This is a genomic window from Flavobacterium luteolum, from assembly GCF_027111275.1.
Classification (GTDB): Bacteria; Bacteroidota; Bacteroidia; order Flavobacteriales; family Flavobacteriaceae; genus Flavobacterium; species Flavobacterium luteolum.
Genome location: NZ_CP114286.1, coordinates 222318 through 248276, shown reverse-complemented (window position 1 = coordinate 248276; position 25959 = coordinate 222318). Strand labels below are relative to the sequence as shown.

Annotated in this window: 22 protein-coding genes; 7 read left to right on the top strand and 15 right to left on the bottom strand. The window is 33.6% G+C overall.

From position 1 onward, the window contains the following. Nucleotides 1-13: 13 nt before the first annotated feature. The 3 genes from OZP10_RS00855 to OZP10_RS00845 form a co-directional block, all read right to left on the bottom strand. Complete coding sequence (locus OZP10_RS00855) at nt 14-436, bottom strand: DoxX family protein (RefSeq protein ID WP_281633077.1); 423 nt, start codon at nt 434-436, stop codon at nt 14-16. Between the two features lie 327 nt (nt 437-763). After that, entirely contained in the window at nt 764-1558 is a 795-nt protein-coding gene (locus OZP10_RS00850; RefSeq protein WP_281633076.1) for a helix-turn-helix domain-containing protein, read from the bottom strand. Nucleotides 1559-1582: 24 nt separating this feature from the next. Then, complete coding sequence (locus OZP10_RS00845) at nt 1583-2200, bottom strand: hypothetical protein (RefSeq protein WP_281633075.1); 618 nt, start codon at nt 2198-2200, stop codon at nt 1583-1585. 684 nt (nt 2201-2884) lie between these two features. On the opposite strand from OZP10_RS00845, the gene OZP10_RS00840 reads away from it, so the two are divergent. Then, on the top strand, nt 2885-3121 hold the full coding sequence (locus OZP10_RS00840; RefSeq protein ID WP_281633074.1) for a hypothetical protein: 237 nt from the start codon (nt 2885-2887) through the stop codon (nt 3119-3121). Nucleotides 3122-3181: 60 nt separating this feature from the next. Here OZP10_RS00840 and OZP10_RS00835 read toward each other — a convergent pair whose 3' ends face one another. From OZP10_RS00835 to OZP10_RS00810, 6 genes are all read right to left on the bottom strand, one after another. Then, a complete protein-coding gene (locus tag OZP10_RS00835) occupies nt 3182-4045 on the bottom strand; it encodes a hypothetical protein (RefSeq protein WP_121360704.1) in 864 nt (287 codons plus the stop codon). A 1-nt stretch (nt 4046) separates the two neighbouring features. After that, a complete protein-coding gene (locus OZP10_RS00830; protein WP_121360705.1) occupies nt 4047-5060 on the bottom strand; it encodes an AAA family ATPase in 1014 nt (337 codons plus the stop codon). After that, a complete protein-coding gene (locus tag OZP10_RS00825; RefSeq protein WP_281633073.1) occupies nt 5060-6346 on the bottom strand; it encodes a DUF262 domain-containing protein in 1287 nt (428 codons plus the stop codon). Before OZP10_RS00825 ends, OZP10_RS00830 begins: the two co-directional genes overlap by 1 nt. Before the next feature lie 245 nt (nt 6347-6591). Next, a complete protein-coding gene (locus OZP10_RS00820) occupies nt 6592-7677 on the bottom strand; it encodes an efflux RND transporter periplasmic adaptor subunit (protein WP_281633072.1) in 1086 nt (361 codons plus the stop codon). After that, nucleotides 7667-10951 (bottom strand): efflux RND transporter permease subunit, encoded by a 3285-nt coding sequence (locus OZP10_RS00815; RefSeq protein WP_281633071.1) that lies wholly within the window; start codon nt 10949-10951, stop codon nt 7667-7669. The genes OZP10_RS00820 and OZP10_RS00815 overlap by 11 nt, the downstream gene beginning before the upstream one ends. Nucleotides 10952-10963: 12 nt before the next feature. Then, a complete protein-coding gene (locus OZP10_RS00810) occupies nt 10964-12349 on the bottom strand; it encodes a TolC family protein (RefSeq protein ID WP_281633070.1) in 1386 nt (461 codons plus the stop codon). 175 nt (nt 12350-12524) lie between these two features. Between OZP10_RS00810 and OZP10_RS00805 the strand changes: the two genes are divergently transcribed. The 3 genes from OZP10_RS00805 to OZP10_RS00795 all read left to right on the top strand — a co-directional run bounded on the left by OZP10_RS00805 (nt 12525) and on the right by OZP10_RS00795 (nt 14860). Continuing rightward, the gene (locus OZP10_RS00805; protein ID WP_281633069.1) at nt 12525-13562 is read left to right on the top strand and encodes a sensor histidine kinase; all 1038 of its coding nucleotides are present in this window, start codon (nt 12525-12527) and stop codon (nt 13560-13562) included. Beyond that, a complete protein-coding gene (locus OZP10_RS00800) occupies nt 13559-14263 on the top strand; it encodes a LytR/AlgR family response regulator transcription factor (RefSeq protein ID WP_111377136.1) in 705 nt (234 codons plus the stop codon). Before OZP10_RS00805 ends, OZP10_RS00800 begins: the two co-directional genes overlap by 4 nt. A 192-nt stretch (nt 14264-14455) precedes the next feature. Continuing rightward, a complete protein-coding gene (locus tag OZP10_RS00795) occupies nt 14456-14860 on the top strand; it encodes a hypothetical protein (protein WP_281633068.1) in 405 nt (134 codons plus the stop codon). Nucleotides 14861-15174: 314 nt separating this feature from the next. On the opposite strand, the gene OZP10_RS00790 is transcribed toward OZP10_RS00795, so the two are convergent. From OZP10_RS00790 to OZP10_RS00765, 6 genes are all read right to left on the bottom strand, one after another. Further along, nucleotides 15175-15939 carry an SDR family oxidoreductase gene (locus OZP10_RS00790; protein WP_281633067.1) on the bottom strand — a complete coding sequence of 255 codons (765 nt, stop codon included), beginning with the start codon at nt 15937-15939 and terminating at the stop codon, nt 15175-15177. Between the two features lie 113 nt (nt 15940-16052). Beyond that, nucleotides 16053-16778: an SDR family oxidoreductase gene (locus tag OZP10_RS00785; RefSeq protein ID WP_281633066.1), complete on the bottom strand. Its 726-nt coding sequence runs from the start codon at nt 16776-16778 to the stop codon at nt 16053-16055. Nucleotides 16779-17078: 300 nt separating this feature from the next. After that, nucleotides 17079-18002, bottom strand: a complete 924-nt coding sequence (locus tag OZP10_RS00780) for a helix-turn-helix domain-containing protein (protein ID WP_281633065.1) — start codon at nt 18000-18002, stop codon at nt 17079-17081. A 187-nt stretch (nt 18003-18189) separates the two neighbouring features. Continuing rightward, nucleotides 18190-18750 (bottom strand): 2'-5' RNA ligase family protein, encoded by a 561-nt coding sequence (locus OZP10_RS00775; RefSeq protein WP_281633064.1) that lies wholly within the window; start codon nt 18748-18750, stop codon nt 18190-18192. 24 nt (nt 18751-18774) lie between these two features. Further along, on the bottom strand, nt 18775-19089 hold the full coding sequence (locus tag OZP10_RS00770) for a hypothetical protein (RefSeq protein WP_281633063.1): 315 nt from the start codon (nt 19087-19089) through the stop codon (nt 18775-18777). Nucleotides 19090-19630: 541 nt separating this feature from the next. Then, nucleotides 19631-20662, bottom strand: coding sequence for a helix-turn-helix domain-containing protein (locus tag OZP10_RS00765; RefSeq protein WP_281633062.1), 1032 nt, complete (start codon nt 20660-20662; stop codon nt 19631-19633). A 107-nt stretch (nt 20663-20769) separates the two neighbouring features. Between OZP10_RS00765 and OZP10_RS00760 the strand changes: the two genes are divergently transcribed. The 3 genes from OZP10_RS00760 (at nt 20770) to OZP10_RS00750 (ending at nt 25930) form a co-directional block, all read left to right on the top strand. Beyond that, nucleotides 20770-23163: a TonB-dependent receptor gene (locus tag OZP10_RS00760; RefSeq protein ID WP_281633061.1), complete on the top strand. Its 2394-nt coding sequence runs from the start codon at nt 20770-20772 to the stop codon at nt 23161-23163. A gap of 25 nt (nt 23164-23188) precedes the next feature. Further along, nucleotides 23189-24418, top strand: coding sequence for a DUF4374 domain-containing protein (locus OZP10_RS00755; protein WP_281633060.1), 1230 nt, complete (start codon nt 23189-23191; stop codon nt 24416-24418). 135 nt (nt 24419-24553) lie between these two features. Then, nucleotides 24554-25930, top strand: a complete 1377-nt coding sequence (locus tag OZP10_RS00750) for a PepSY-associated TM helix domain-containing protein (RefSeq protein ID WP_281633059.1) — start codon at nt 24554-24556, stop codon at nt 25928-25930. Nucleotides 25931-25959: the final 29 nt, after the last annotated feature.

Here is a 25959-nt window from a genome sequence, read left to right as displayed (position 1 = left end):
CAAATTTAATTAGTTAATTTTTCAAAAGATATTCATCCAAACTCCATCGGTATTTGTCGGCGGTTGCTAAGAGAAAAGCGCCCATAGAAAAGACAAATACAGAATAATCAAGAGGGTCTTTTATTCCGAACGAATAAGTCATTGCCAGCGCAAATAGAAAAGTTAAGATAGAAACGCCAATGGCAGTTTTTCTGGTTTGATATCCAATCAGCAATAAAACAGCAAATAAAGTCTCTAGAAAAGAGCTTGCAATTGCAATTGACGGAATAAAACTTTGAGGTAAAAAAGAATTTACTTGTTCGGCGTAAGCCAGAAAATTTTCCCATCCTGAAGATTGTTTCCCAAGCAAACCCAACCGACTTGATACGGCAGATAAAAATCCGATTGCCATTGCGATTCGTAAAAGCAAAATGGCATAATCCTGATATCTTTTCATAAACTATTTTATTAGTAATTAATCAGATACAAAGATCAGGCAGTGGCTCTTTTTAAAGAATAGAGAATCTTGGAAAAAGCATGTAATTATGCTTGAAGTCAAAAAGTCTTTTGACTAATATAACGTACTATTTGTCATTTCGACGAAGGAGAAATCTTCACAAGTGGCTCCGTTTCTAAAAGCCAATCTTTGTGGAGCTTCTCACGAAGATTTGCTTCGCCAGTTCGCTATCGCTCGAGCCTCCTTCGTCGAAATGACATAAAATGAGATAAAACTTTGCAAATCTGTGACTTTGTGAGCAATTTTCTGCGTTCAACAAAACAATCGCTACAATTGAACAACTTTCTCCTTATAAGATTTCGGAGAAATATTAGTGTGTTTTTTAAAGAAGTTCGAAAAATAAAAAGGATCATTAAAACCTAAAGCATAAGCCGCTTGTTTTACCGATAATTTCTCGTAGGTAAACAAACGTTTTGCTTCAGAAATGATTAATCCGAAAATGATATTTTGTGCTGTTTTATTGCAATGCAGTTTAGATAGTTCGTTTAATTTGGCTTCGGTTGTGCCGATTAAATTGGCAATTTCATTTACCGAAAGATTTTTATCAAAATTCCCTCGAATGGCTTCCAGAAAATGAAGAAACAAAGCGTCTGGTTTGTAGATTTCTTCTCCTAGTTTTATTTTAGAACGATTGATTTCTATTAAAATCAATTGAATTCTAGAATGAATAGAAATGAGGTATTGATACGGTTTTTGGGCAATTTCCTGCTGAATAAGCTCTAAAGCATCCATAACCAATTTGTCGTCATCTACTTGTATCACTTCATTCATTGCAAAATGACAGAACAAACTGTTGTGAAAAATCAGCTCAATGTCATTATCATTTTTACAGAAAAAATCATAAGTAAATTCGAGAACAAATCCGACTGCATTTTTGCTGTTTTTTATAAAATGAATTTGACCAGACGTTATCGTTAAGACCGAATTTTTTGTGATTAGATATTCGTTTTCATCTACCGAAAGAGTTATCTCGCCAGATGTGCAAAATAGAAGCACATATTTTAATACACGCCTAGGATGCTTTAAATCTTCGGCTTGTTCAAACGTCTTTATATCAATCATTTGTTTTGGTTTTTTATTCGTTTGCTATAACTCTAATGTAATCAAATTAAAAATGAAAGCAAGTACTATTGATCCAATTCCAACTAATAATATAGGATCGACTTTATCAAAAAGTTTAGGTTTTTTAGGAAGAGAATATACAATGGCTGTCAAAATAGAGATTGAAAACAAAATTAGAAAAATCCTTTTTCCTCCTCCAGTATCTTCTTCATTTCTGCATCTAAGATCGAGGTATTCTTTATCATTTTTGATCAGCGAATGAATTTCACAAGAATTTTGCGTATCGAAATCATCCAAATCATCTTTTAAAATAGCAATTGAGATGGTATCTCCAGTTTTTATTTCATTTATAACTTCTTCATCATTAACACAACGATAGTCATAACTAGCAATCTCAAAAGTGCTTTGATTATTAATGCAGTTAAATTCTATCCATTTTCTGCTTCTTTTTCCTTTTCTTTCTTTGAATTTTGGAGCGTTCGAAATGATCAGGTTTTCATAAACTTCAAGATCAGACTGTTCTATGTTATAACTTCCGCTAATGACTTTGATAAAAAAGTAAGCTCCAAAAATGAGACACAATACAGATACAACCAAATAACCTTTTTGTTTTTCTTCCCAATCACTAATGCTGTTAATCATATTAAAGTTTGCGAGATTTTATATTCAAAAATAGGAATATTTTTGTAGAGATTTTGGGTTTAGAATTGTTTGTGTTTTTGTTGAGCTTTGTTGTCAGTCTGAGCGAAGTCGAAGACCACATTAGTAGCTCTACAAAGATTGGCGATTTAGATTGCGGGACTGCGACTTCGCTCAGCCTGACAAATGTTTCGTCTTTTTTACGTTCTGTTTGTCATTTCGAGGAACGAGAAATCTCTACAAGTAGCTCGACAAAGATTGGCAATTTAGATTGCGGGACTGCGACTTCGCTCAGCCTGACAAATGTTTCGTCTTTTTTACGTTCTGTTTGTCATTTCGAGGAACGAGAAATCTCCACAAGTAGCTCGACAAAGATTGGAGATTAAGTTTGCGGAGTTTCTCGCGAAGATTTCTCCTTACGTCGAAATGACAAAAATGCGGTAAATACCTCCTGAAATATAGATTTCTTATATTTGATAAAACGAATATATTTATTGAAAGAAAAATCTTTCATTTTAGAATAGTTTTCTCTACATTTGAAGTTCCTAGAAAAATTACGACTTTAAATTTGAGCAAGATTTGCCCTTGTATTATGTGTACGGTATCGGAAACGACCGTAAACGCCGTCGTAAGCGTTAGGAACACTAAGATGCAAGGGTTTTTATATTCCTAAATATTTACGACATTATGAGTACAAAAAACACCCTTTCCCAAGAAGCCGAAACAAGGCTGATTGATTTTTTTAACCATATTATAGATCCCGAAGATATGGCTAAAGTCTTAAGACAAGTAAATTGCATTTTAGCTCTCGGCGTAATGCGACAACACGAAACCCTTCAAATCGGACTAACCAATTTTGAAGACAATTATTATTGGCTCAATGAATTGGCAGAGATTTTGAATCCTTATTTGAGTGAGGAGTAAAGTTTATTAAATGGAAAAACCTCGATTTTTTTAGGATCGAGGTTTTTTATTTGCAAAAATTTAATCACTTAGTCTATGTGATAAATCAAATTCAAGGACATAAAATGTATCATCTAATCTATAACCAAAAACACGATACTTCTGTGTAGTTCTAAATTTATAAATTGGATTGGTAGGATTATATTTCTTAAAGTACTCTTGATCATGATACTTTTGATATGCTAATCCTACTTTATTTTCTCCTTTTCCTCCTTGCTGAATAATGTCGTTCCATTCCATTTCACTAAACATTTTGAAGCTGTTAAAAAATTCTTCTTCCTCATTTTTAGTTGATATGTGTTTAAAACTTTCATTAACATTTACAAATGAAAAATTTAGTTTTGTTCCTTTGAAAAAATGTTTACAAAAAAAATCAAATGATACAATGTTTGTCTCATATTGTTTTTTCAATAGAGATTTGAAAGAGTAAAAATTAAAAATGTTTTTTAGTTCCTCGTTTTTAGAAACACTTAGTTCATCAAGTAAAAAATTAGAAGGACTGATAGAAATAATATTAGATTCCCGTTCGAAACTTTCTGCTAAACAAGTATCGTTTACATTTTCTTTTTGATAAAAGTATTTAGATTCTCCACAACACAATTTATTAATATCCCAATAAGGAGCATAAATTATACTCCCAAGTTGAGACTTTAATTTTCGAATTTCATCGGACTTACCTTCTTTATCTTTTGATATTAGAATTTCATGAAGGGATTTATTTTGGTAAACTTTTTTTGAATAAATATCTGATTTTTTTAGTACAGTTGATTTTCCACTTTTTTGTAAATCCAAAAAATTAATAATTTCAATTAAAGCTCCATTTTGAAAATGCTCAAATGATTCAAATTGATTATGAAACGATAATTCATTTAATAGAATTTCCATATTAAACTAAATTTAGTAATTCATCAAGATCATTATCAAATTGATCGAAAAGATTTTCTCTTACATTAATAATTCTTCCGTTTTCGTTTAATTCTACTTGAATGTTATTTGATAAGTTATTTTCATCCATTTCAAAGAAATATATACTAACATCATTATTATTTAATATATTTTTATGAACCGCTTTTCGAACACCATTGAATATATGATCAGAATGGGTTTCTAAAATTATTTGCACACCTGCTTTTGAAATGAATGCTAAGAAAGATGCCAATTCAGATTGTGCTTTCGGATGAAGATGGATTTCTGGATTTTCAAGTATAACTGTTTTTCCTTTTTCTATGCTTAAACACAGAATTAATATTCCTATTATGTAGCTAATTCCAGCTCCAACATGATATGGACGAACATTTTTATTGCCATTATAAGAATAATTGGCAGTAACAATATTACCAGATGTAATATTGTCTAATGAAATTGTTACATTCAAAATTTTAGCTAACCAATAATTTACGTGAAAATCTAAAGTATTACTATCGTTATTGATTATTCTTTCTTCATCCACTAAATTTCTAGAGTTCTTATAGAAATAATCAATTAGATACTCTGCATTTTCACCTATGAAATTTTTATTTGAGGCTATTTTATGATAAAAATCTTTAGGGCCAACTCGATTAGCAGAAATATAGTAAATTGGTTGGTATTTGTTTGATAATGAGGTTTTTATTTCAGTTTCGGTTATGTCGAATTTATATTCTTCTTCAAATTGCTTTATTCCAATAGATACAGATTCTCTTCGAATTATAAAATTTCTTATCTCTTCAAATTGCCCTAGATTTAACCATTGACTATTTAGTGAATAGTCATTTGTTAAAAAATTATCTATCAGAAGGAGAGACTGAATTGCAGAAGATTTTCCTGATGAATTAGTTCCACAAAAGACATTAAGCTTTTTTAAATTTATATCAATATTGTCGAAACATTTGAAGTTATCAATTATTAGTTTATTTATCATTAGTACAATTTTATTAGTTTAATAGATTCCTCAACAATATCAAATCTTCTTTGGACAGCTTTATTGCTGTCTACAGTATATGTTAAACTTTTTACGAAATTGTCATCTTCTTTATTAGAGTTTCTAAATTTTGAATTATTAATTAAATTTTTATATTCTTCTTTTATTTCTTTTTCTTTAGATTTAAATTCTTCTTCGAGTTCAATAAAGAAGTAAACTATAACTTCAAAAAGTGCCATATTAATTGGTCTTCTAATTTTACCATCTTTGGGTAATCTAAAACAATCATCACCAAATAATCTATTTGCATTTTCCATTGCTTTATTAAAGGATTTTAAAACTTTTCGGTATAATTCACTATCATCAATGATTTTTTCTTCAATTTTAGAAATTGAATACTTATCATTTTCTAAAGTTTCAATATCGAAGGCATACTTATTTAAAAATTTCATAGTTTTTGCTAGAAAGTCTTCCAAGTCACTTCGATATTCAATTGAAATGCCATTTTCATTAGAAATTTTTTTCTTCCACAAATAAAAAGCAATAGTTCTTAAAACAAGATATCGATCTTTCATTCGTGTTGTAGGAATATTTGATGTAACAAGTTTGAATGTGTCTATTTTGCTTAATGCTTTAAGAAATTTAGTTGAGCTTCCCTGATAAATTGCATTTCGCATTTCTTGATTATTGAGACGAGTTCCTCCTCTGTTAACTCTATCAAATAAGTCGTATGTTAGTCTTTCAGGAGTTGGCTCTTTGATAATATGCAAAACAAGATTTACATCTTCAATTTTTCCTCTAATGTTTGAGTCGATGAAATCTTTATGTTTACTTTGAGGTATAATACTTTTTTCTAATTCCTCGCTAAATTTCCTACCATTAAACTCTTTCAGTATTGATAAATTTGAAAGTGAAAAATGATTATCCATAAAATCAAAAATTGTTGAAAGACGTTGTCTCCCATCAATTAAAATCCAGTTTCCATCTTTATTCTCCTTTATATATAAGATGGGTAAAGGGATTCCGATTATTATTGATTCAATAAGTTCAGATTTTTGTTTTGGATTCCAAACTCCCTCTCTCTGAAATTCTGGATCAAGTTTTATTATGCCATTTTTGTATTTTCGGTACAGTTGAAATGCAGAGAGAGTATCTCGTGCTATGTTTATATTTTTATAAGGATAAACATCTTCATCATTTTGATCATCTTCTACTGAATCGATGTGTAAGGTCTGTTCTCCTTCAAAATCAAATTCTTCGTTTTTTATGTCTTTATTATCTATCATAAAATTTCATTTGATTCAAAAATAATATTTTTTTTCCGAGCAAAACAAAAGATTTGATTTATATGAAAGAAACATTCTGTTAAAAAAAACAACAAAAAGTAATGAAAAGATATTTTTTGTAATGTAAAAAAAGGACAGTCCCTCCAATTAAAGAAGAACTGCCCTTTTAGGCAAATTTTTAAATTTGCATTCCTAAGAATGCGTACAGTTTTTGGTAATCACTAAATTGAAGACTAAAACGCAGGTTATTCGTTTATGACATCGCCTTCCTTAGTTTCTTCGCTGGCAATTTTTACCAGTTTATCGTTTGGAGTTAAGTCGCCGAAAATTTCAATTTTATCTTCGATTTCTCTTCCTTTTTTAATGTCAACTCTTGTTGCTTTGTGGTTTACTACTTTTACCACATATATTCCTTCTGCAGAACTTACTACTGCCGATTTTGGTACTACAAATGTGCTGTCTTTCGCGTTAAGCGGTAATAAAACTTCGGCAACCATTCCAGGCAATAAATTTCCTTTGGTGTTGTGAACATCCATTTCAACTCTTTCAGAACGCAGTTTTAAATCTAAAGCGCCAGACATTCTTGTAATTTTTGCTGTAAAAGTATCTGGTAGAGATTTTACATTAAAACTCATTTCGTCGCCTGGGTGCAAATATCCTGTGTACAATTCTGGAACAGAAACCGCCAAACGTAATTTGCTTTGTTCTTGAATAGTTAATAAAGGCAAATCAGATCCTTTTCCTGCCGGGCCAACAAATGTTCCTAAATTCACATTTCTAGCCGCTACAACACCATCAAAAGGCGCACGAATTTCAAGATATCCTCTCATAATCGCAATTTCTTTATGAGCCGCAATTGCAGCTTGAAGTTGAGCGTAATCAGAATTCTTTTTTCCGCTAGCCATTTCTAAATCGTTTTTAGAAATCGTTCCTTCAACCTTGCTTGTTTCGTACAAACGGTTGTAAGTACTTTTGCTCGTTGCGTAAATCGCTTCCATAGATTTCAATCTCGATTCGGCTGCAGCCAATTGCGAACTAATTTCTGGAGCTTCTAAAACAATCAAAAGCTGTCCTTTTTTCACTTTAGAACCAATATCAACTTTTAATAATTTTACAAAACTGCTCACTTTTGCATACAAATCAACTTGTTGAAAACCTGTTAATTCTGCTGGCAAACGCAATTCTGTTGTTAGTTTTTCTTTCGCTAAAGCGAAAGTTTCAACTTTAGGTTCAATTTCTGCTTTCGCAGTTTCTTCTTTTTTCTTTTCACAGCTTAGTACAACCAAAGCTGTAAATAGTATCGCTGTAGATTTTATAATGTTACTTTTCATTTTTTGGTTTTAATGATGAGATATAATGGATGCTTTCTTCGTCCTCAGGATCTAAAGAAACAGATTGTGTCGATGTTTTTTCTTGTGCCCACGCAAATATCTGCGGAAGGATTAATAACACGGCAAAAGTAGAAAATAATAATCCACCGATAACCGCTCTTCCTAACGGAGAAACCTGATCGCCTCCTTCGCCGTGACCAATTGCCATTGGCAGCATTCCCGCAATCATCGCAACCGAAGTCATGATAATCGGACGAAGACGCAACGCAGCAGCTTCACGCGCAGATTCTAACGCATTTCCGTTTATTTTTCTGAGCTGTTCGGCATTTGTAACCAAAAGAACGGCGTTGGCAATAGAAACCCCAACCGACATAATGATTCCCATGTACGATTGCAAATTAAGTGTAGAACCTGTAATAGTCAGCATTAATAAAGCACCTAAAACTACGGCAGGAACTGTGGTTAGAATTACCAGCGAAACTTTGAACGACTGGAAATTAGCGGCCAGCATTAAGAAGATTACAAACACAGCGACCAATAATCCTGTCTGCAAGCTGCTTAATGTCTCTGTTAGTACAGTACTTAGTCCGATTGGCGTGATAAACAAACCACGAGGCAATTCGCCCAAAGAACTAATTGTTTTGCTCACATCTTTTGAAGCCGTCCCCAAATCGGTTTGATAGATGTTTGCAGTAACGGTAATGTACGGCATGGCCCCTAAATTGTCATTTTCACCGCTTACAAAGCCTGGTGTAATTTTGGCAACGTCACTTAAAACAGGACGAAGCGAATTTTTCAATACCGGAATTTCTCCAATATCGGTTTTGCTTTTCATTTTATTTAATGGCACTTGAACCTGAACAGAATACGATAATCCTGCTTTTTCATCGACCCAGTTATTTTTTTCGGTATAACGTGAAGATGAAGTTGAAGCTACAAGCGAACGAGAAATATCATTCATATCAACTCCCAATTCGGCAGCACGGGTTCTGTCAATATCAATATTCATTGCTGGATAATGAATTGGCTGACCAATTTGAACGTCTCTGAAATACGAAATCGCTTTTAGTTTGTCTACAATTTGAGTCGCATACAATTCGTTTCGTTTTTTGTCTTTTCCAGCCACTCGAATCTCAATTGGAGTAGGAGAACCTTGGCTTAAAACTTTATCTGTCAATTCGATTGGCTCAAAAGAAAGTTTAGTATCAGGAAGCACTTTTTTAAGTCTTGCTCTAAACTCATCTTTAAAATCGTCCATATCTTCATGATAGTCTTTCAAGCTCACTTGGAAAACCGCTTCGTGAGAACCTGCCATGAACAGATAAATCGGGTTGATGGAGAATAGAGAAGGGTGCTGACCCACATATACAGATGTGATTCCGATATGATCTTTACCGACCATTTTTTCCAATTCTTTTAAAACAATTCTAGCTTGTTCTTCGGTTCTTTCCAAACGCGTTCCGTCTGTTGCTCTCATTCTCAATTGAAACTGACTAGAATTGGTTCTCGGGAAAACGTCTTTTCCGATAAAATTGATCAATAGAACTGCTAAAAATGTTGCTCCAACCAAATAGGTTACAGTCGTTATTTTTTTATGAACAAACAAACGGTCTAAAGTTCGCATGAAACGAATCTTGAAACGTTCGAAAGCACTAATTTTTCCGTTGTTATTAGTATCTGCTCTTTCTACATAATCCTTTTTCTGAGTGATTAGATTTTGTTCTGATTCTGGCGTTAAACCGCTGTCGTTAAACTCAGCTTCATCGTCTGTAATTTCTGGTCCGTGTGCGTGTTTTTCATGTCCTTTCATCATCCAGTTGGCCATTACAGGTACAAAAGTCTGAGACAGTAAAAATGAAATAACCATTGAGAAACCAATTGCCAAAGCCAAAGGCAAGAACAACGCTCCCGGAATACCAACCATAGTAAATGCTGGCGCAAATACTGCCAGAATACAAAGTAAGATCAATAATTTAGGTAAAGCAATTTCTTGACAGGCATCCCAAATGGCGAGTGCTTTTGGTTTTCCCATGTCGAGATGCTGGTGAATATTTTCGATCGTTACGGTACTTTCATCCACCAAAATACCAATGGCCAAAGCTAATCCTGATAGAGACATTAAGTTGATGGTTTGGCCGAATAATTTCAGGAATAAAACTCCAGAAATAATCGAAATCGGAATCGTCATAATAACGATTAAAGCGGCACGACGGTCGCCCAAGAATAATAAAACCATTAATCCCGTTAGAACCGCACCAATAATTCCCTCAGTAATCAAACTTTTAACCGAGTTGATTACATAAACCGATTGGTCAAATTCGTATGTAATGTTTACGTCTTCAGGAAGTGTGCTTTGAATTTTAGGAAGTTCTTTTTTTAATTTCTGAACCACATCCCAAGTCGAAGCATCTCCCGCTTTTGCAATACTAATATAAACCGAACGTTTTCCGTTTACCAAAGCATAACCTGCCGTGATATCCGCACCGTCTTTTACAGAAGCAACATCGCCTAATTTTAAGTTCTGAACCCCTCCTTTGAATAACGGAATCTGTTCAAAATCTTTAACTTCTTTAATCGTATTATTTGTTGGTGTAATATAGTTTTTGTCGCCCATACGAACGTTTCCAGATGGCGCTGTTTGGTTGTTCAAACGAATCGCATCAACAATCTGGTCTGGCGTCATATTATGAGAACGCAATAAATCTGGATCAACGTTTACCTCAATAGTTCTTGGACTTCCGCCGAAAGGAGCTGGAGATAATAACCCTGGAATTGCAGTAAACGAAGCACGAACGTAAACATTGGCTAAATCCTGCAGTTCGTTGTTGGAACGTATTTTACTGCTCAAAACCAATTGCCCAATTGGAAGTGAAGAAGCATCAAAACGAATGATAAACGGAGGCTGTGTCCCTGGAGGGAAAGCCGCTTGGATTCTGTTCGAAAGAGCACTTAACTCGGCAGCTGCCTGAGCCATGTTGGTTCCTTCATAATAGGTTAATTTCATAATCATTAACCCCTGAATATTTTTGGTTTCTACCGATTTGATACCGTTCGAGAAAGGTAAAACGTTTACGTAGTTTTTGGCAAAATAAGCCTCCATCTGATCTGGCGTGTAACCTCCAAACGGATGGGCAATATAGATAACCGGCAAATTCATTTTTGGCAGAATGTCTACCTTAATGTCTTTGATGGCACCAATTCCGAAGAAAAATAGACCCGCAACCAATACTAAAATGGAAATGGGTTTGCGGAGTGCAAAACGTATTAAATTCATTAGGATTTTTAATTAAAATTCATTTATAAATAAGTCAAAATTTCCTGTTGCAGCGACTTTTAATAAGTACGATTGCCACACATTGTTATTGACAATATCTCGATCGATTTCAGCGCGATTTAGCGTAAACATGGTTTGAGTTAAATCAGTTAAATCGGTTAAACCATTTTTGTACAACGTCGATTTCTGAATGTAAGCTCTTTTTGCGGCATCGACCTGAATTGGCGCTTCTGCATAATTTTCCAAAGTAATTTTGATTTTATCTTCGGCAAATGTCAGTTGCGATTTCAATTCTCTATCGGCCTGATTGTATTCTTCCTGCAAAGCTTGAGAAACAAATTTCTGAGCGCTTACTTGTTTGCTTGATCTGAAAGGCGTGGTTAAATTCCACGTAATTCCAACTCCAACCAAATAATTGGTGCGATCTGGATTTACGCCATCCCAATAATTTCTTGTAAAAGCATTTTGATTGGTTGCGTACGAATTATCAAATCCTGAAGCTCTGGTTTGTAAAACCCCAAAAGCGCTCATCGTTGGATAATAAAAACGTTTGTATAATTTAACCTGCTGATTGCTGTAATCGATTTTGGTTTTATAAAATTGTAATAATGGGTGAAGGCTATCTGGCGCAGTTTCTTTTGTTACCAATTCTTTCGGAATCTGAGTTACAAAAAGTGTATCGGTTACAAAATCCTGTGGCGCAACGCCCATTAAATCGACTAATTTGTTGTTTTGTTCCTTAACAAAGTTTCTGGCTAAGTTTAAAGCGATTTTAGCTTTAGAAACTTCGGCTGTAGCCAATGTAGAATCTACTCCGGCCAATAATCCGTTTTTAACTCTCGCAACAGCTGTCTTTTTGAAGACTTCTGCGCGATCTAAGTTTTTTTGCTGCGAAATCAGCAATCTTTGGCTAGCCAATAGATTTAAATAAGCAGCCGAAATTTTGATTTCCTGCTGGAATTTTTCCTGCTGTAAATCTTTTTCTTTAGCCTGAACATCAATTTTAGATAAATTGATTTTTTCCTGTGTTTTTCCGAAAGTGAAAAAATCCCAGTTCATGTTGACTAAATAAAGCGCGCCAAAAGCCGAGTTCCAGTTTTGCTCTGGTAACGGAAGTCCTGATGAAGCAACTCCTAAACCTCCAAAACCATAAAGCGGTCCGTTTTGTCCGTTTACGGTTCCGTAATCCTGCTGTGCCGATAAGTTAAGGTTTGGCAGGTAATCACGGCGAGATTGTTTTAGAGTCTCTTTTGATGCATTGGTGTAATTGTTTTTTGCTCGGATAGAACCGTAGTTTTCAAGACCTATCTTTAATGCTTCTTTTAAAGACAGGGTTTGAGCATAACCGATTGAGGCAAAAATCAATAAAAATAATAAGGTAATTTTTTTGAAATACATAAACTCAAGGTGTGAATAGAAATGTTTTTTGATGCAACAAATTTATTTCTCTTATACTGATAAAAGTCAGGTTAAGTGATGTACTGCACTAGTAAATGACGAATTGAATTGGTCATTTTTTGAAAAAAATAATTAAATAATTGTTCGTACTTTGTAAACTATTTCAAAATTAAGAATGAACAAAAGAATTGATAACATACTGGATAACAAATGGTGGCAGGAGGTTGCCGTTGTCCTTTTTTCATTTACAATATATACCCTGAAAAATGATTGGATGTTATTTAGTTCCTTCATTTCGATTGCAATGGGTGTGTTTTTTTATTGCATTTTGTACATGCATGCCCAGTTTAATCGCTTTTTTCTCCTTCCGATTTTATTTAAAGCAAACAAACCTTTTACGTATATCATTTTAACGCTATTTGGAGTTTTTGTGTTTTCTGTCATTTTGTATGAAATTACAAGAATGGATATGTTTGCCAAATGCCATTTGTATCAAAACTCACATCAGAGAAGTTATGCGTACCAATTGGCGAGTGTTTTAGGAACTTTGGTCTGCATTCTGAGTCCGATTATTGTTTTTAAGTTTTATCGTATTCACAGAAAACAAACCGATGCGGCTTTATTGTTCAATCAAATGCAATTAAATTCATTGAAAGGGCAATTAAATCCGCATTTTTTGTTCAATACATTTAATACGCTTTACGGAATCAGTCTTCAGTTTCCAGACAGAACGCCCGATTTAATTATGAAGGTTTCGCAGTTAATGCGTTATCAACTAGAAAGTAACAGCAAACAATGTGTTTCTTTAGAAGACGAGCTGGAGTTTATAAATAGTTATGTGCAGTTAGAAAAAGAGCGTGTCGGTTATCGTTGCGATATTACTTTTGAAAGCAATGTTGATAACGAAAATGCGTATAAAATTTCACCTATGCTTTTAATTGCATTTATCGAAAACGCCTTTAAACACGGAACTTGCGCGATTGAAAAATGCTTTGTAAAAATCACCATTTCGGTCGAAAAAGGATCGCTGCATCTTCATGTTGCGAATTCAATTCCGAAGAAAAATGATGTGGTTTCAACTAAAATCGGTTTAAAAAACACCATTGAACGTCTGAATTTAATTTATGGAAAAGATTATAAATTAGATGTTAAAGACGATAAACAGACTTATATTGTAGATTTAGAAATACAGCTTAAAAAGTTTGTAGGATGAGAGAAACAAAAAGATGCATTATTGTAGATGACGAACCCGCTGCGCATTATGTTTTGGCGAATTATATCAAACAGAATCCGCAATTGGAATTGGTTTTTCAGGGATATAATGGCATTGAAGCGATGAATTATCTCAGAGAAAATCCAGTCGATTTAATGTTTCTGGATATCAATATGCCTGAAATTTCGGGAATGGAATTGCTTAAAATTCTTCCAACGCATCCTAAAACTATTTTGACTACAGCATATTCTGAATTTGCACTTGAAAGCTACGATTACGGCGTAATTGATTATTTGCTGAAGCCAATCTATTTTCCAAGATTTTTAAAAGCAATTGACCGTTTTTTTGCGACCGAAAGTGTAAAACAAAAGGCAGAAGAAACTGTAAATTCGGTTAGCGTAAAAGTAGACGGTTATTTAATGGATATTGAATTAGATCAGCTTTTATACGCGCAGAGTTTTGGCAATTATGTAAAACTTCACACAACCAAAAGAACTTATCTGGCTTCTATTACCACAACAGAGTTTGAAAAATGCCTGCCAGAAAAGAGTTTTATGCGCATTCATAAATCGTATATCGTGGCGCTGGATAAAATTGATGCAACTGAAAAAGATTTTGTCGTCATTAAAAATGAAAGAATCCCAATCGGAATTACGTATAAAAGAGAACTAACAGACCGATTAAAAAAGCTCGAACTGTAATTTAATACTTGATTTTAAAGAGTTTTTTCTGGGGATAAAAAATGTTAATTTCTTCTTGTTATCGTAAGATAAAAATTATTAATTTTAATACGTTGCTGAAGTTTAATTTTAAAAAATGAAACTATGAAAAACGTGTTTTTATCTTTTACTTTTTTGTGCAGTAGTTTTTTAATAGCCCAAGAGGGAACCAATATGAAAAAAGTTGTAACACCGCCAGATGTGGTTCGAACAGCTTTTGAGAGGGAATATCCAGGAAAAGTTCCGGTTTGGTCTGAAGAATATGTTGGAGACGACGCAGATGAGATTCGATTTGAAGCGAGATATAATGTAAGTGATAGAACGAAAGCTGTGGCGATTTACGATAATCTAGGAAACATGAAAGCGTATGAATTGCAGATTCCGTTTAAAGAGCTTCCGATAAAAGCGCAGTCTTATTTAAAAAAGAATTATAAGGCAAAAGCGATTCAAGAAATTGCAATGGTTGTAGATGATAAGAAAAAAACAACCTACGAAGTTGGTGTAGAAAAAGATACTAAATTTTATGATATTGTTTTTGACGCAGAAGGAGGTTTTGATGTCTCTGTAGAAAAAAACTAAAACGCTTACTAATTCAAATATTATTTGAAATGACAAACCCGATGAGTTTTTGGTTACTTATCGGGTTTTGTTTTGTATTTTTTTGTTTCAAGTTTCAAGTTTCAGGTTGATATTCTTTGTGTGTTTTAACCGCAAAGTGCGCAAGGTTTTTTCTAAGCTGTATGTTATATAAACGCAAAGTTCGCAAAGCTTTGCGTAAAAAAAACCTTGCTCCCGATAGCTATCGGATTGCGTAAACCTTAGCGTTCTTTGCGGTTAAACCTGAAACCTGAAACTTGAAACTTGAAACGTGAAACCTGAAACTTGAAACCTCCTTACAACATCATTCCTCCAGAAACTTCGATTCTTTGAGCGTTTATCCAGCGTGCATCTTCGGTGCATAAAAAGGCAACTACACTGCCAATATCGTCTGGTAAACCAACTCTTCCTAAAGCCGTTACAGAAGCAATTTGCTGGTTCATTTGCTCATTGTCGCGAACAACACCTCCGCCAAAATCGGTTTCGATTGCACCAGGCGCAACTATATTGGCTCTAATTTTTCTTGCGCCCAATTCTTTTGCCTGATATTTTGTCAAAGTTTCCATTGCACCTTTCATAGAAGCGTAAGCTGCATAACCAGGAAACGAGAATCTTGCTAAACCAGTTGAAATATTTACGATTCCGCCACCGTCGTTCATTACGTTTAATCCTTTTTGAGTTAGGAAAAATGGTCCTTTGAACTGAATGTTAGTCAATTGATCAAATTCGGCTTCTGTTGTTCCAATAAATGAATTGTGAATTCCGATTCCGGCGTTGTTTACTAGAAAATCAAATTTGTCTGTTTTAAAAGTGATTTTTAGTGTTGATTCTACTTCTTTAAAGAAAGAATCAAAAGTACTTGATTCAGCAACATTTAGCTGTAATGAAGCCGCTTTTTGACCTAAACTTTCAATTTCTTTTACAACTAAATCTGCTTCTTCTTTTTTGCTATTGTAGGTGATAATTACGTCAAGTCCTTTTTTTGCAATCGCAATTGCCATATTTTTTCCTAAACCTCTGCTACCTCCTGTAACTAGAGCTATTTTTGTATTTACTGCCATTTTTTATAATTGTTAATTGTGAGTTGTTAATGGTAAATTATTAATGATGAATAGTGAGATGTCAAATGTTTTTTGCCTTTTTCAATTAACAATTCACCATTCATAATTAACAATTAAGAAGCATGCATTGCATTAAAATGATTTCTTAACTCTTCTGCGCTTGCGTTTAATCTGGTTTCGCTTGTTCCGAAAGTCAATTCTTGTCTCCCTTCTTTAAGTTGCTCAAAAATAGATTCGATAAAACTGCTTACGCTTGGATGTGCGTCGTGAAGTCCGATTCCGCCTAAATCTGTGTTTAACGCTGGTGGAATAATTTCTACAACTTCGATATTTTTAGCTTTTAATAAATGACGTAGCGAAATCGTAAACGATCTAAAAAACGCTTTTGTAGCCGAATAAACTGGAACTTTTGCAAAAGGAGAAAAGGCTAATCCAGAGGTTACATTCATCACTGTTTTTAGCGATGGTAATTGAATAAATAATGAAGTTAAATGCAATGGAGCTTCAATATTGGTGCTAATTTCTGTTTTCATGCTTTCGTAAAAATCAGCATCTGTTATTGATTTCCAGTTTTGAATTCCTGCATTATTGATTAAAACGTTTAAATCAGGATAATTTGCTGCAATCCATTCGTAAAGCGCGATTCGTTCCTGTTCTATAGACAAGTCGCATACTTTAGTAATAATCGAAGGAAATTTTGCTTTTACGTCGTTTAAAACCGATTCTCTCCTTCCGCAGATAATCACGGTATTGTTTTCCTGAATAAATCGTTCGGCAAGTCCAAGTCCGATACCGCTTGCACCGCCAGTAATTAAAATTTTGTTGTTTGATAATTTCATCTTTTCGTTCTTTTAATTTGATGAGACAAAGGTAGGAGCGAAGTAGAGTTGGGGAGTTGTAAATATCAAATGGATGTTTGCGAAATTCAAATCAGGATGTTTTAAATTCTAAAATTCAGGTTTAACAGCAAAGAACGCTAGGGATTACGCAATCCCTATAGCTATCGGGAGCAAGTTTTTTTTACGTAAAGCTTTGCAAACTTTGCGTTTATATTACATAAAGTTTAGAAAAAAACTTGCGAACTTTGCGGTTAAACACACAAAGAATATCAACTTGAAACTTTAAACCTGAAACAAAATTTAAGCTCTAAAAGCAATCGGCGTAAAAGAAGTCTGCTTTTTAAAGAAATTAGAGAAATGTGCTAATTCCTCAAAACCAAGTGAATAGGCGATTTCAGAAATATTCCAATCGGTTTGTTTCAAGAGTATTTTAGCTTCGTTTGTTAATCGGTTTGTAATTAATTCTGTTGTGGTTTTTCCGGTGTTTTCCTTTAAAACCTTATTTAAATGATTTACATGAACGGATAATCTTTCCGCAAAATCTTTTGCGGTTCTCAATTCCAATCTTTGATTTGGGGATTCAATAGGGAATTGTCTTTCTAATAATTCAGCAAATAAAGAAGAAACCCTCGCAGCCGAATTATGTTTCGAATACAATGCTGTAATAGGCTGTAATTTTTGTCCGAAATGAATTAATTCAGCCACATAATTTCGAATTAAATCGTATTTGTAAATATAATCAGAATTAATTTCTTTTTGTATTTTATTGAAAATCAATTCAACTTCTGAAACTTCTTCGTCAGAAAGCTGAAAAATCGGATAACCGTCTGAGGCGAAAATTGGAAGTTCGTCCAGATCGATTCCGCTTTTACTTTTAGATAAAAACTCGCTGGTAAAAACACAAAACTGTCCGCCTTGATTGGTGTCTTGCGGTAAATAATTGTACGGAATTTTTGGTGTTGCAAATAATAATCCCTGTTTTTCGATTTCGATTACTTTATCGGCATATTCCGCTTTGTTGTGACCTCTAATTAAACTTATTTTGTAATAAGCTCTTCTGTCATAAGGCATTCCAGGCTTTCCTTTCATACGCTCCAAAAGTTCTTTAATATCGAAAACATTAAAATGTCCGATTTCTTTTTGAATGTCGTTTGGCAATAAGGAAGTGGGATCAACAGTTGAACGTTCAGTAATATCTTGGTAAAATGAATCTAGGGATTTCATATCGTAATGAATTGCGAAATTCAAATATACGAAAAATATAAGGATTGGTTTTAGTTTGTTTCAGGTTTTAGGTTGTCTTGCTTTGTGTTTATTTAAACGCAAAGAACGCAAGGTTTTTTCGCAAGGTTCGCAAAGCTTTTTAAATAAGGCTTTGCGAACCTTGCGAACGTCTTAGTGTGCTTTGCGGTTAAAACAAACTTCCCTGTACAAACTCAGGTTCTGGATTGCTTCCGAAGGGAAAAGAATCCATTACAAAAAACTGTTTTACTTTGGGATCAAATTCCCTTAAAACAATTTCATTGCATTCAAATTGAAGGTCAATTGTGGTAAAAAGTTCAAAAGCAATTTTAAGATTTTCTGGGGTTAATCTTCGTCCGATTGACATATGCGGATCATCACTTTTTTTGAGTTGTAAAGATTTCAGTGTTTCGTGAATCTTTTTCATTATGGGCTTTAGATTGTTTTTGGATTCTTCGTTTGGTGCAATAAAAAAAGCTCCAGCATTTTCATAAGAACCAAAATGATCTAAATATACTTGAGAAGGCGTAAAAGTATTGCAGATTTTAATTAGCTTTTGCTTTATAGAATCGAGTTGAGATTCCTCAATTTTAAATTCACAAATCGTAATATGCGCTTCAGAATTACTGCTGTTATACCATTCAATTTTACTTTTCAGTAAATCTTTCATTGTTTTGACACGATCAACAACTGGTTTTGAGTAGAATACTACAGAATATGTTTTTTCCATTTTTTGAGGCTTTGAATTGCAAATTTAAAGCTTTCCTTTTAGATGCAATCGATGCAGAATTTCAGATTTTAGTAAACCGCTTCCGCCTCCAAAATGCTCAATGACTTCAACATCTGGCTGATGTTTTAAACAGAAAGAAGTAAATTCTTTTTCGACATGATCTTCAATTGCAGAACTTAAAAGCACAATATCAATTTTATTGTTTTGAAAGTATTCCTGTGCTTCCTTTTCATTATTAAAAGCCACGCCGTTCCAGTTTTCATCTGCATTAACAAGACGAAGTAAAATAGCTAAAATGGCTTCATTTTTTCCGAGTAATAAAAATTGCAGTTGTTTCATTTTTTTTAAGGTGCTAAGGGTCTAAGATGCTAAGGTTCTGAGCTTCTAATTATTTAATTTTCTAATTAAAGAATTACAAACAAATGTAGGGAGGGTTTTGAGAAAAGTGGCTTAATCTAGGATAAGAAATATATTTTTTTCGAGTCTTTTTGGCGCATCTATGAATAGGAATCTAGTATTTTCTTTCACAAATTTACGTTAAATAGGGTTTTGGCAATATTTTGCGGTACAATTACTTAAGGTTTTAAATTAAAGTTAAGAATGTTAATTTTTTCACACAATGAGGAAAACCGTAAGGTTATCTATAATGTGAATTCTAATTTTGGCCTGTAGAAATTTAAAAAAGATGATAGCCTTTACCTTTTTGGGTATCATTTAAATTTTTATAGAAAACTGTTTTTGGAGAAACGTTTTTACATTGAATTTTGACATATTCATTTGATCGTGGGTAATTGTATATAAGTTTGCAATATACATTAATGTCTAATTTTTTTAGGGTTTTAAGATTAAGTCGACGGACGTAATTTTAAAGCCCTTTTTTTTACCACAATAGTGAGAAGCCAATCAGCCAAAACTGAATTATATCGGTATTGATTTTAAATTTTTGAGGAGAAAATCCGTAGTAGTTTTTAAACGCTGCAGAAAAATGCGAAACATCTTTATAGCCGCATTTATAAGCAGCTTCGGTTACGGTTGCTGTTTTGCTTTGAAATAGTTCTTTGGCGTGTTCCATTCTCAGCTTAATGATGTAGCTTTTTACAGTGGTGCCAAAACAAGCTTTAAAACCTTTTTTTAGTTTGAATTCGTTTAGCGAAATAATTCGTGATAGTTCGGGTAGAGTAGGAGTGTTTCTATAATCGTCATCTAAAATTTTTTTTGCTTCTAAGAGTTTGCTATAATCTTCGTCATTGATTTGTTCTGTTGCTAAAGGTTTCATATTTAAGGTTTCTAGCTGATGAATAAGAAGCTCTTTAATTTTACTTTCGATAAAAATTCTTTTTAAAACACCTTCTCGCGTACAGTTTTTTATTTCGGATGTAACCCACTGAATTGCAGGTGTAAAAGGAAGGTATTTTGAAGTTAAATAGCTCGATTGTTTTTCAAGAATTTTTTTTGAAAATTTTTCATGCAGCTGCCAATCTTCGTTGATTATATTGTAATAAAACGCTTTTGAAAGAATAATTGAAAGGTAATTTGTATGTGTGTAAGCTGGAATCGTAAATGATCCTTTGAAATTATTGGTGTAAAAAATATTATGCGTGTTTTCTCTAGAATATTGTTCACTTTCTAGTTGATCAATATGGGTTTCGACATTACTGCTGTAAATAAAGTTCATGACAACCGATTCTTCATCAATTTCATAAATTACAGTTTTACTGCTTGAGTAGTACATTTGAGTATCAAGAAGAACCAATCCTTCGGTTATGAGATGACGGCTTACAATTTTTTCTGAATCTTCATTTTGAATATTGACATTCTCTTCGGTTAAAATACTTTTTGGACAATATTGATCTCCAATCTGAATTTTAATAATAGGCGTTTCTGACGTTAAAAGGGTGGCGTTGATTTTCAAAATTTAATCCGTTTTTACAAAATAATAATCCGTTTTTCCCTATCTTTTTTAAAGACGTTGATGGTACTTTTGCAGCAAAGTTATTTATAATTAGTCTAATTAAAGATATGTCAACTCAAAAAATTTTATTTGCCAGTTTATTTTTTCTAACTACGTTCTTATCATTTTCCCAGCAAAATCAAGGCTTCGCAGTGTCTGGAAAAGTTGTTGAAAATTCTGGAGAAACAATTCCGTTCGCAACTGTTGTTGTCGAGAAAACAGGTTTAAGCGTTATGTCGGATGAAAACGGAAATTATATTTTAAAAAATGTACCATCAGGAAAGCATACGATAAAAATCTCTGCAATGGGATTTGCTGTTCAGAAAAAACAGATCGAAGTCATAGGAAGTAATTTAGAAATTACAATTAAAATGGAAAGCGAGTTACAGGAACTAGAAAGTGTAACAGTTCTTGGGAGATCACAAACCGAAAAAGTAAATAAACAAGCTTATAGCGTAACGGCAATTGATGCTAAAAAACTGCACAATTCAACTCTAGATTTGTCTCATGCTTTAGATCGCGTTTCAGGTGTTCGTAACCGTGAAGCGGGTGGAGTAGGTTCGAGATCAGAGCTTTCGATCAACGGATTCTCAGGAAATCAGATTAAAGTTTTTATTGATGGAGTTCCAATGGATAATTTCGGATCTTCTTTTCAAATGAATAATATTCCGATCAACCTTGCCGAACGTGTAGAAGTTTACAAAGGTGTTGTGCCAATCTGGTTGGGAGGAGATGCTTTGGGTGGAGCGATAAATATTGTAACCAATATCAAACCTAGGACTTTTGTAGATGCTTCTTATTCGTTCGGATCTTTTAATACACATCGTTCAAGCATCAATGCTGGTTATACTGCCAAAAGCGGTTTTACAACCGAAATTAATGCTTTTCAAAACTATTCAGACAACAATTATTGGGTAAATGTAGATGTTGCCGATTTAAATACGGGAGCCTATTTTCCGAATCAGAGAGTACGACGTTTTCATGATAAATACCGTAACGAAACGGTGATTTTGAATGTTGGAATAACTGGAAAAAAATATGCCGATAAATTAATGATCGGTTTTACAGGTGGGGAAAATAAAGCAGACATACAGACTGGTGCCAGAATGGTTAGTGTTTTTGGACAGATTTATAGAAAAGGAAGTATTGTAATGCCAACTTTAAAATATCAGGTTAAAGATTTATTTACAAAAGGTCTGAATGTGAATGTTACAGGTAACTACAATTTTGGTTACGAACAGAATATTGATACCGTTTTTAGAAGATACAATTGGTTTGGCGATTACAAACAGTATGCAGGAGAAGGAGGAGAAAGAAGCAGAACGTTGCGTAAATTCTATAATAATAATGGTATTGCAACAGCGAATGCAACTTATACGTTAAACGATAGACATTCATTTATGGTAAATAACACGTTTAATACGTTTGACCGTAAAGAAAGTGACGAATTGGTTCCTGAATCATTGGTGTATAAACAGCCTAAAAAAACACAAAAGAATGTTTTAGGATTGGGGTATAAATTAGATTATAACGATAAATGGAGTACTTCTATATTCTTAAAAGATTATTCATTAAAAACTACTTATTCTAGAAGTTATAATCCTTCTGGAGCTACTGGAGATATTGCGTATCAGAAATATGTAGATCATACTTCGACAACTGGATATGGAGCCGCTACAAGCTATTATCTAAAGCACAATCTGCAGATTAAAGCTTCTTATGAAAAGACATACAGACTTCCAACTCCAGAGGAAATCTTTGGTAATGTCAACGATAATTTAGAAGGAAACCTTGCTTTAAAACCAGAATCTAGTAACAACTATAATTTAGGAGCGAGTTATCAGACGAGCTTCCGCGAAAAAAATGCTTTGTCTTTTGATGTAAATCTTTTGCATAGAAATGCAGTCGACTTTATTCGTCCGACATTAAATAATAATCAGACCATGACTACCAATGTTAATCAAGGAAAAGTGACCAATTATGGTATTGATGGCGAGATTAGATATTCATACAGCAATCGTTTTACGGCAGGTATTAACACGACTTACCAGAATATTCGAAACAAAACAATGTACGAGCCAAATCAAAATTATGTGTCTCCTTTTTATAATGACAGAATTCCAAACATGCCATATCTTTTTGGAAATGCAGATGCGACGATGTTCTTTAATAATGTATGGAAAAAAGGAAACAATTTATCTGTAGGCTATAATCTGCTATATGTTCACACCTATTATTTGTCATGGCCAAGTATGGGAAGCAAGGATAGCAAACTAGAAATTCCGCAGCAATTCAGCCATGATTTAAATGCGGTTTATACAATGGCAAACGGAAAATACAATATAGCATTTGAGTGTAAAAACCTTTTAGACAATAAGCTTTACGACAATTTCTCATTGCAAAAACCAAGTAGAGCCTTCTATATCAAGTTGAGATATTACTTCAGTAAATCAAATAATTAAATTTTAATACAAACACCATAATACAATGAAAAAAAGTACAACATTAGCGTTATTATCAGCTGTTATAGCTTTTACAGCTTTTTCTTGCAGCAGTGATTCTGATAAACCAGGAGAAACTGGCGGAGGAACAGATACAGGAAAAACTAAATATATTATTACTGCAACAACTGGTGCAGCAGGAATTGCAGATTATTTATTAACTGCAGATGATGTTTCTACAGGATCTATCACAACTACAGGAAACGGATTGGAGCAAGACGGAACATACCGTTACTACATTACAGCACAAAACAACTTCTTTAGTTTGCTTTACGGACAAGGAAATCCAGGAGCTGTGACCACTTATAACTTAAATGCTGAAGGGAAATTGGTTAAAAAATCAGATTTTCAAGCTGAAACAGTACACGTATTTGCTGCTGTAAACAAAGATATCTTGACGGTTAAAGTTCCAAGAAGTGGTGCTTCTATCGCTTCTATGTACAAAATTGATGCTGAAAAATCACTTATTACTGGTGAAGCGCAACAAGATACTAAGAAATTGGCTGGAAACGGTGAAAGAGCTTTCTATACTTGGGCAACTCAAGTTGGAGATAAAGTGTATATGCCTTATATGAGTATAAAAGGAGATGGAGTAGACAACTTTGGTACCGCAAATCCAGATAGTACTTGGGTTGCGGTTTACAACTACCCAGAATTGAAATTAGAAAAAGTAATTAAAGATAACCGTACTAGTTATTTAGGTGCTTATTTCACAAACGGATTATTCCAAGATGAAAATGGAGATGCTTACGGATTCTCTGGTGCAATTGCTACTAGTAATGCTGTAATGACTTCTACAAAACCTTCAGCGATTGTTAAAATTAAAAAAGGAACTACAGAGTTTGATAAAACATATTTCTTCAATGTTCAAGAAAAATCTGGTGGGTACAAAATTTCTTCTACAAGCTACATTTCAAAAGGGAAATTCTTATTGTTAATGTACGGAAATGCTGGAAAAAACAATGGTACCGTTAAAATGGCTATTGCCGATGTTTACAACCAAACATTTACTTGGGTAACCAATGCTCCTGCAACATTAACGTCTGTAACGAGCCGTTACAATATTACTTCAGAAGACGGAAGTTCTGCAATTGTAGGTATCAATACTCCTGATGGAAACTGGATTTACGCTATCAACGGTACAACTGCCGCTGCAACAAAAGGTATGAAAGTTGAAGGCGGACAAATTACTGCAATACAGAAATTAAAATACTAATATTTTTTTGCCGTAAGTCCCTTTTTAAGAGGACTTACGGTTTTTTTATTTATCCTATTTATCTATCCAATTATGTTTTCTTCTTCAAAACCAAATAATAAGAAAAAAAGTAAAAAGTCGCTTTTTAAGCGCATCATGGCCTGGCTGCATTTATGGCTTGGTTTAGCATCTGGAATCATTGTGGTCATTGTCAGTCTAACGGGCTGTATTTATGTTTTTGAGAATGAAATAAGAGATTTTATCGAAGACTGGCGTTTTGTAAAACCTCAGGAAAAAGCATTTTTATTGCCGTCTCAATTAGTGACAATTGCAGATAATAAAATGAAAGATAAAAAAGCTACAAGCGTAACTTTTGGAGCAAAAGATGAAGCTGCTATTGTAGGTTATTTTGTGGAGAAAAAAGAAAATGGCGAAAGAGGGAGTAAAGAAGAGAATAAAAAAGGTGAAAGAAGAAAAGATTTTGCTAAAAATGAAAGCAAAAGTGAAAAATCTGAGGTAAAAGTTCAGAAGAATGAAAAAGGTAAAGGCAAAGGAAAAAGAAAAGATGAAAAGCGTAAAGGTGGCAGAAGACAGGGAACTTTTATTAGCGTTTACATGAATCCATATACGGGAGATATATTAAATATAAAATCGGTTTCTAGAAGTGATTCTCCTGACTTTTTCAGATGGATTTTAAACGGACATCGCGCTTTGTGGCTTCCGTATGATATTGGAAGACCAATCGTTGGAGTCGCGGTTTTAATTTTTGTTGTTTTACTGATTTCTGGAATCGTTTTGTGGTGGCCTACAAAATGGATTAAATCTATTATTGATAAAAGTTTTAAAATAAAATGGGATGCCAGCTTTAAACGTGTCAATTATGACATGCACAATGTATTTGGTTTTTACAGCTGTATATTTCTGTTTTTTATTGCCGTAACAGGCTTAGTATGGAGTTTTGGGTGGTGGAGTAAATCTTTATATTGGGTTACTTCTGGAGGAAAACCATTGGTTGAAAACCGTGAATCTCCAAAATCTGATACAACTCACGTAAAAGCATTTAATATTACAACAGCAGATAAAGTTTTATTGAATCTAAGAAAAGAGAATCCTCAAGCAGCAGGAATCATGATTAGTATTCCGGCAAAACCTGCAGATCCTATTGGTGCTTTTGTTTATAAGCAAAAACACACCTTTTATAATATGGATCGATATAGTTTTGATCAGCAGACTTTAAAAGAAATATCGATTAAAACACCATTTTCAGGAAAATATGTAGAGGCAAATATTCCAGACAAAATTAGACGTATGAATTATGATATTCACGTAGGAAGGGTTCTTGGGCTTACAGGGAAAATCATTGCATTTTTGGCTAGTTTAATTTCTGCTAGTTTACCCATTACCGGATTTATTATTTGGTGGGGAAAACAAAAATTTGGTAAAAAGAAACCTGCTGCAAAAACAAAAGTGGCAACTAAAGCAATTCCCGTTTCTAAATTGAAAAATATTGCAGAACAAGAAGTTACTGCTTAATCATATTAAAATTGGTTTTTTAATTCCTT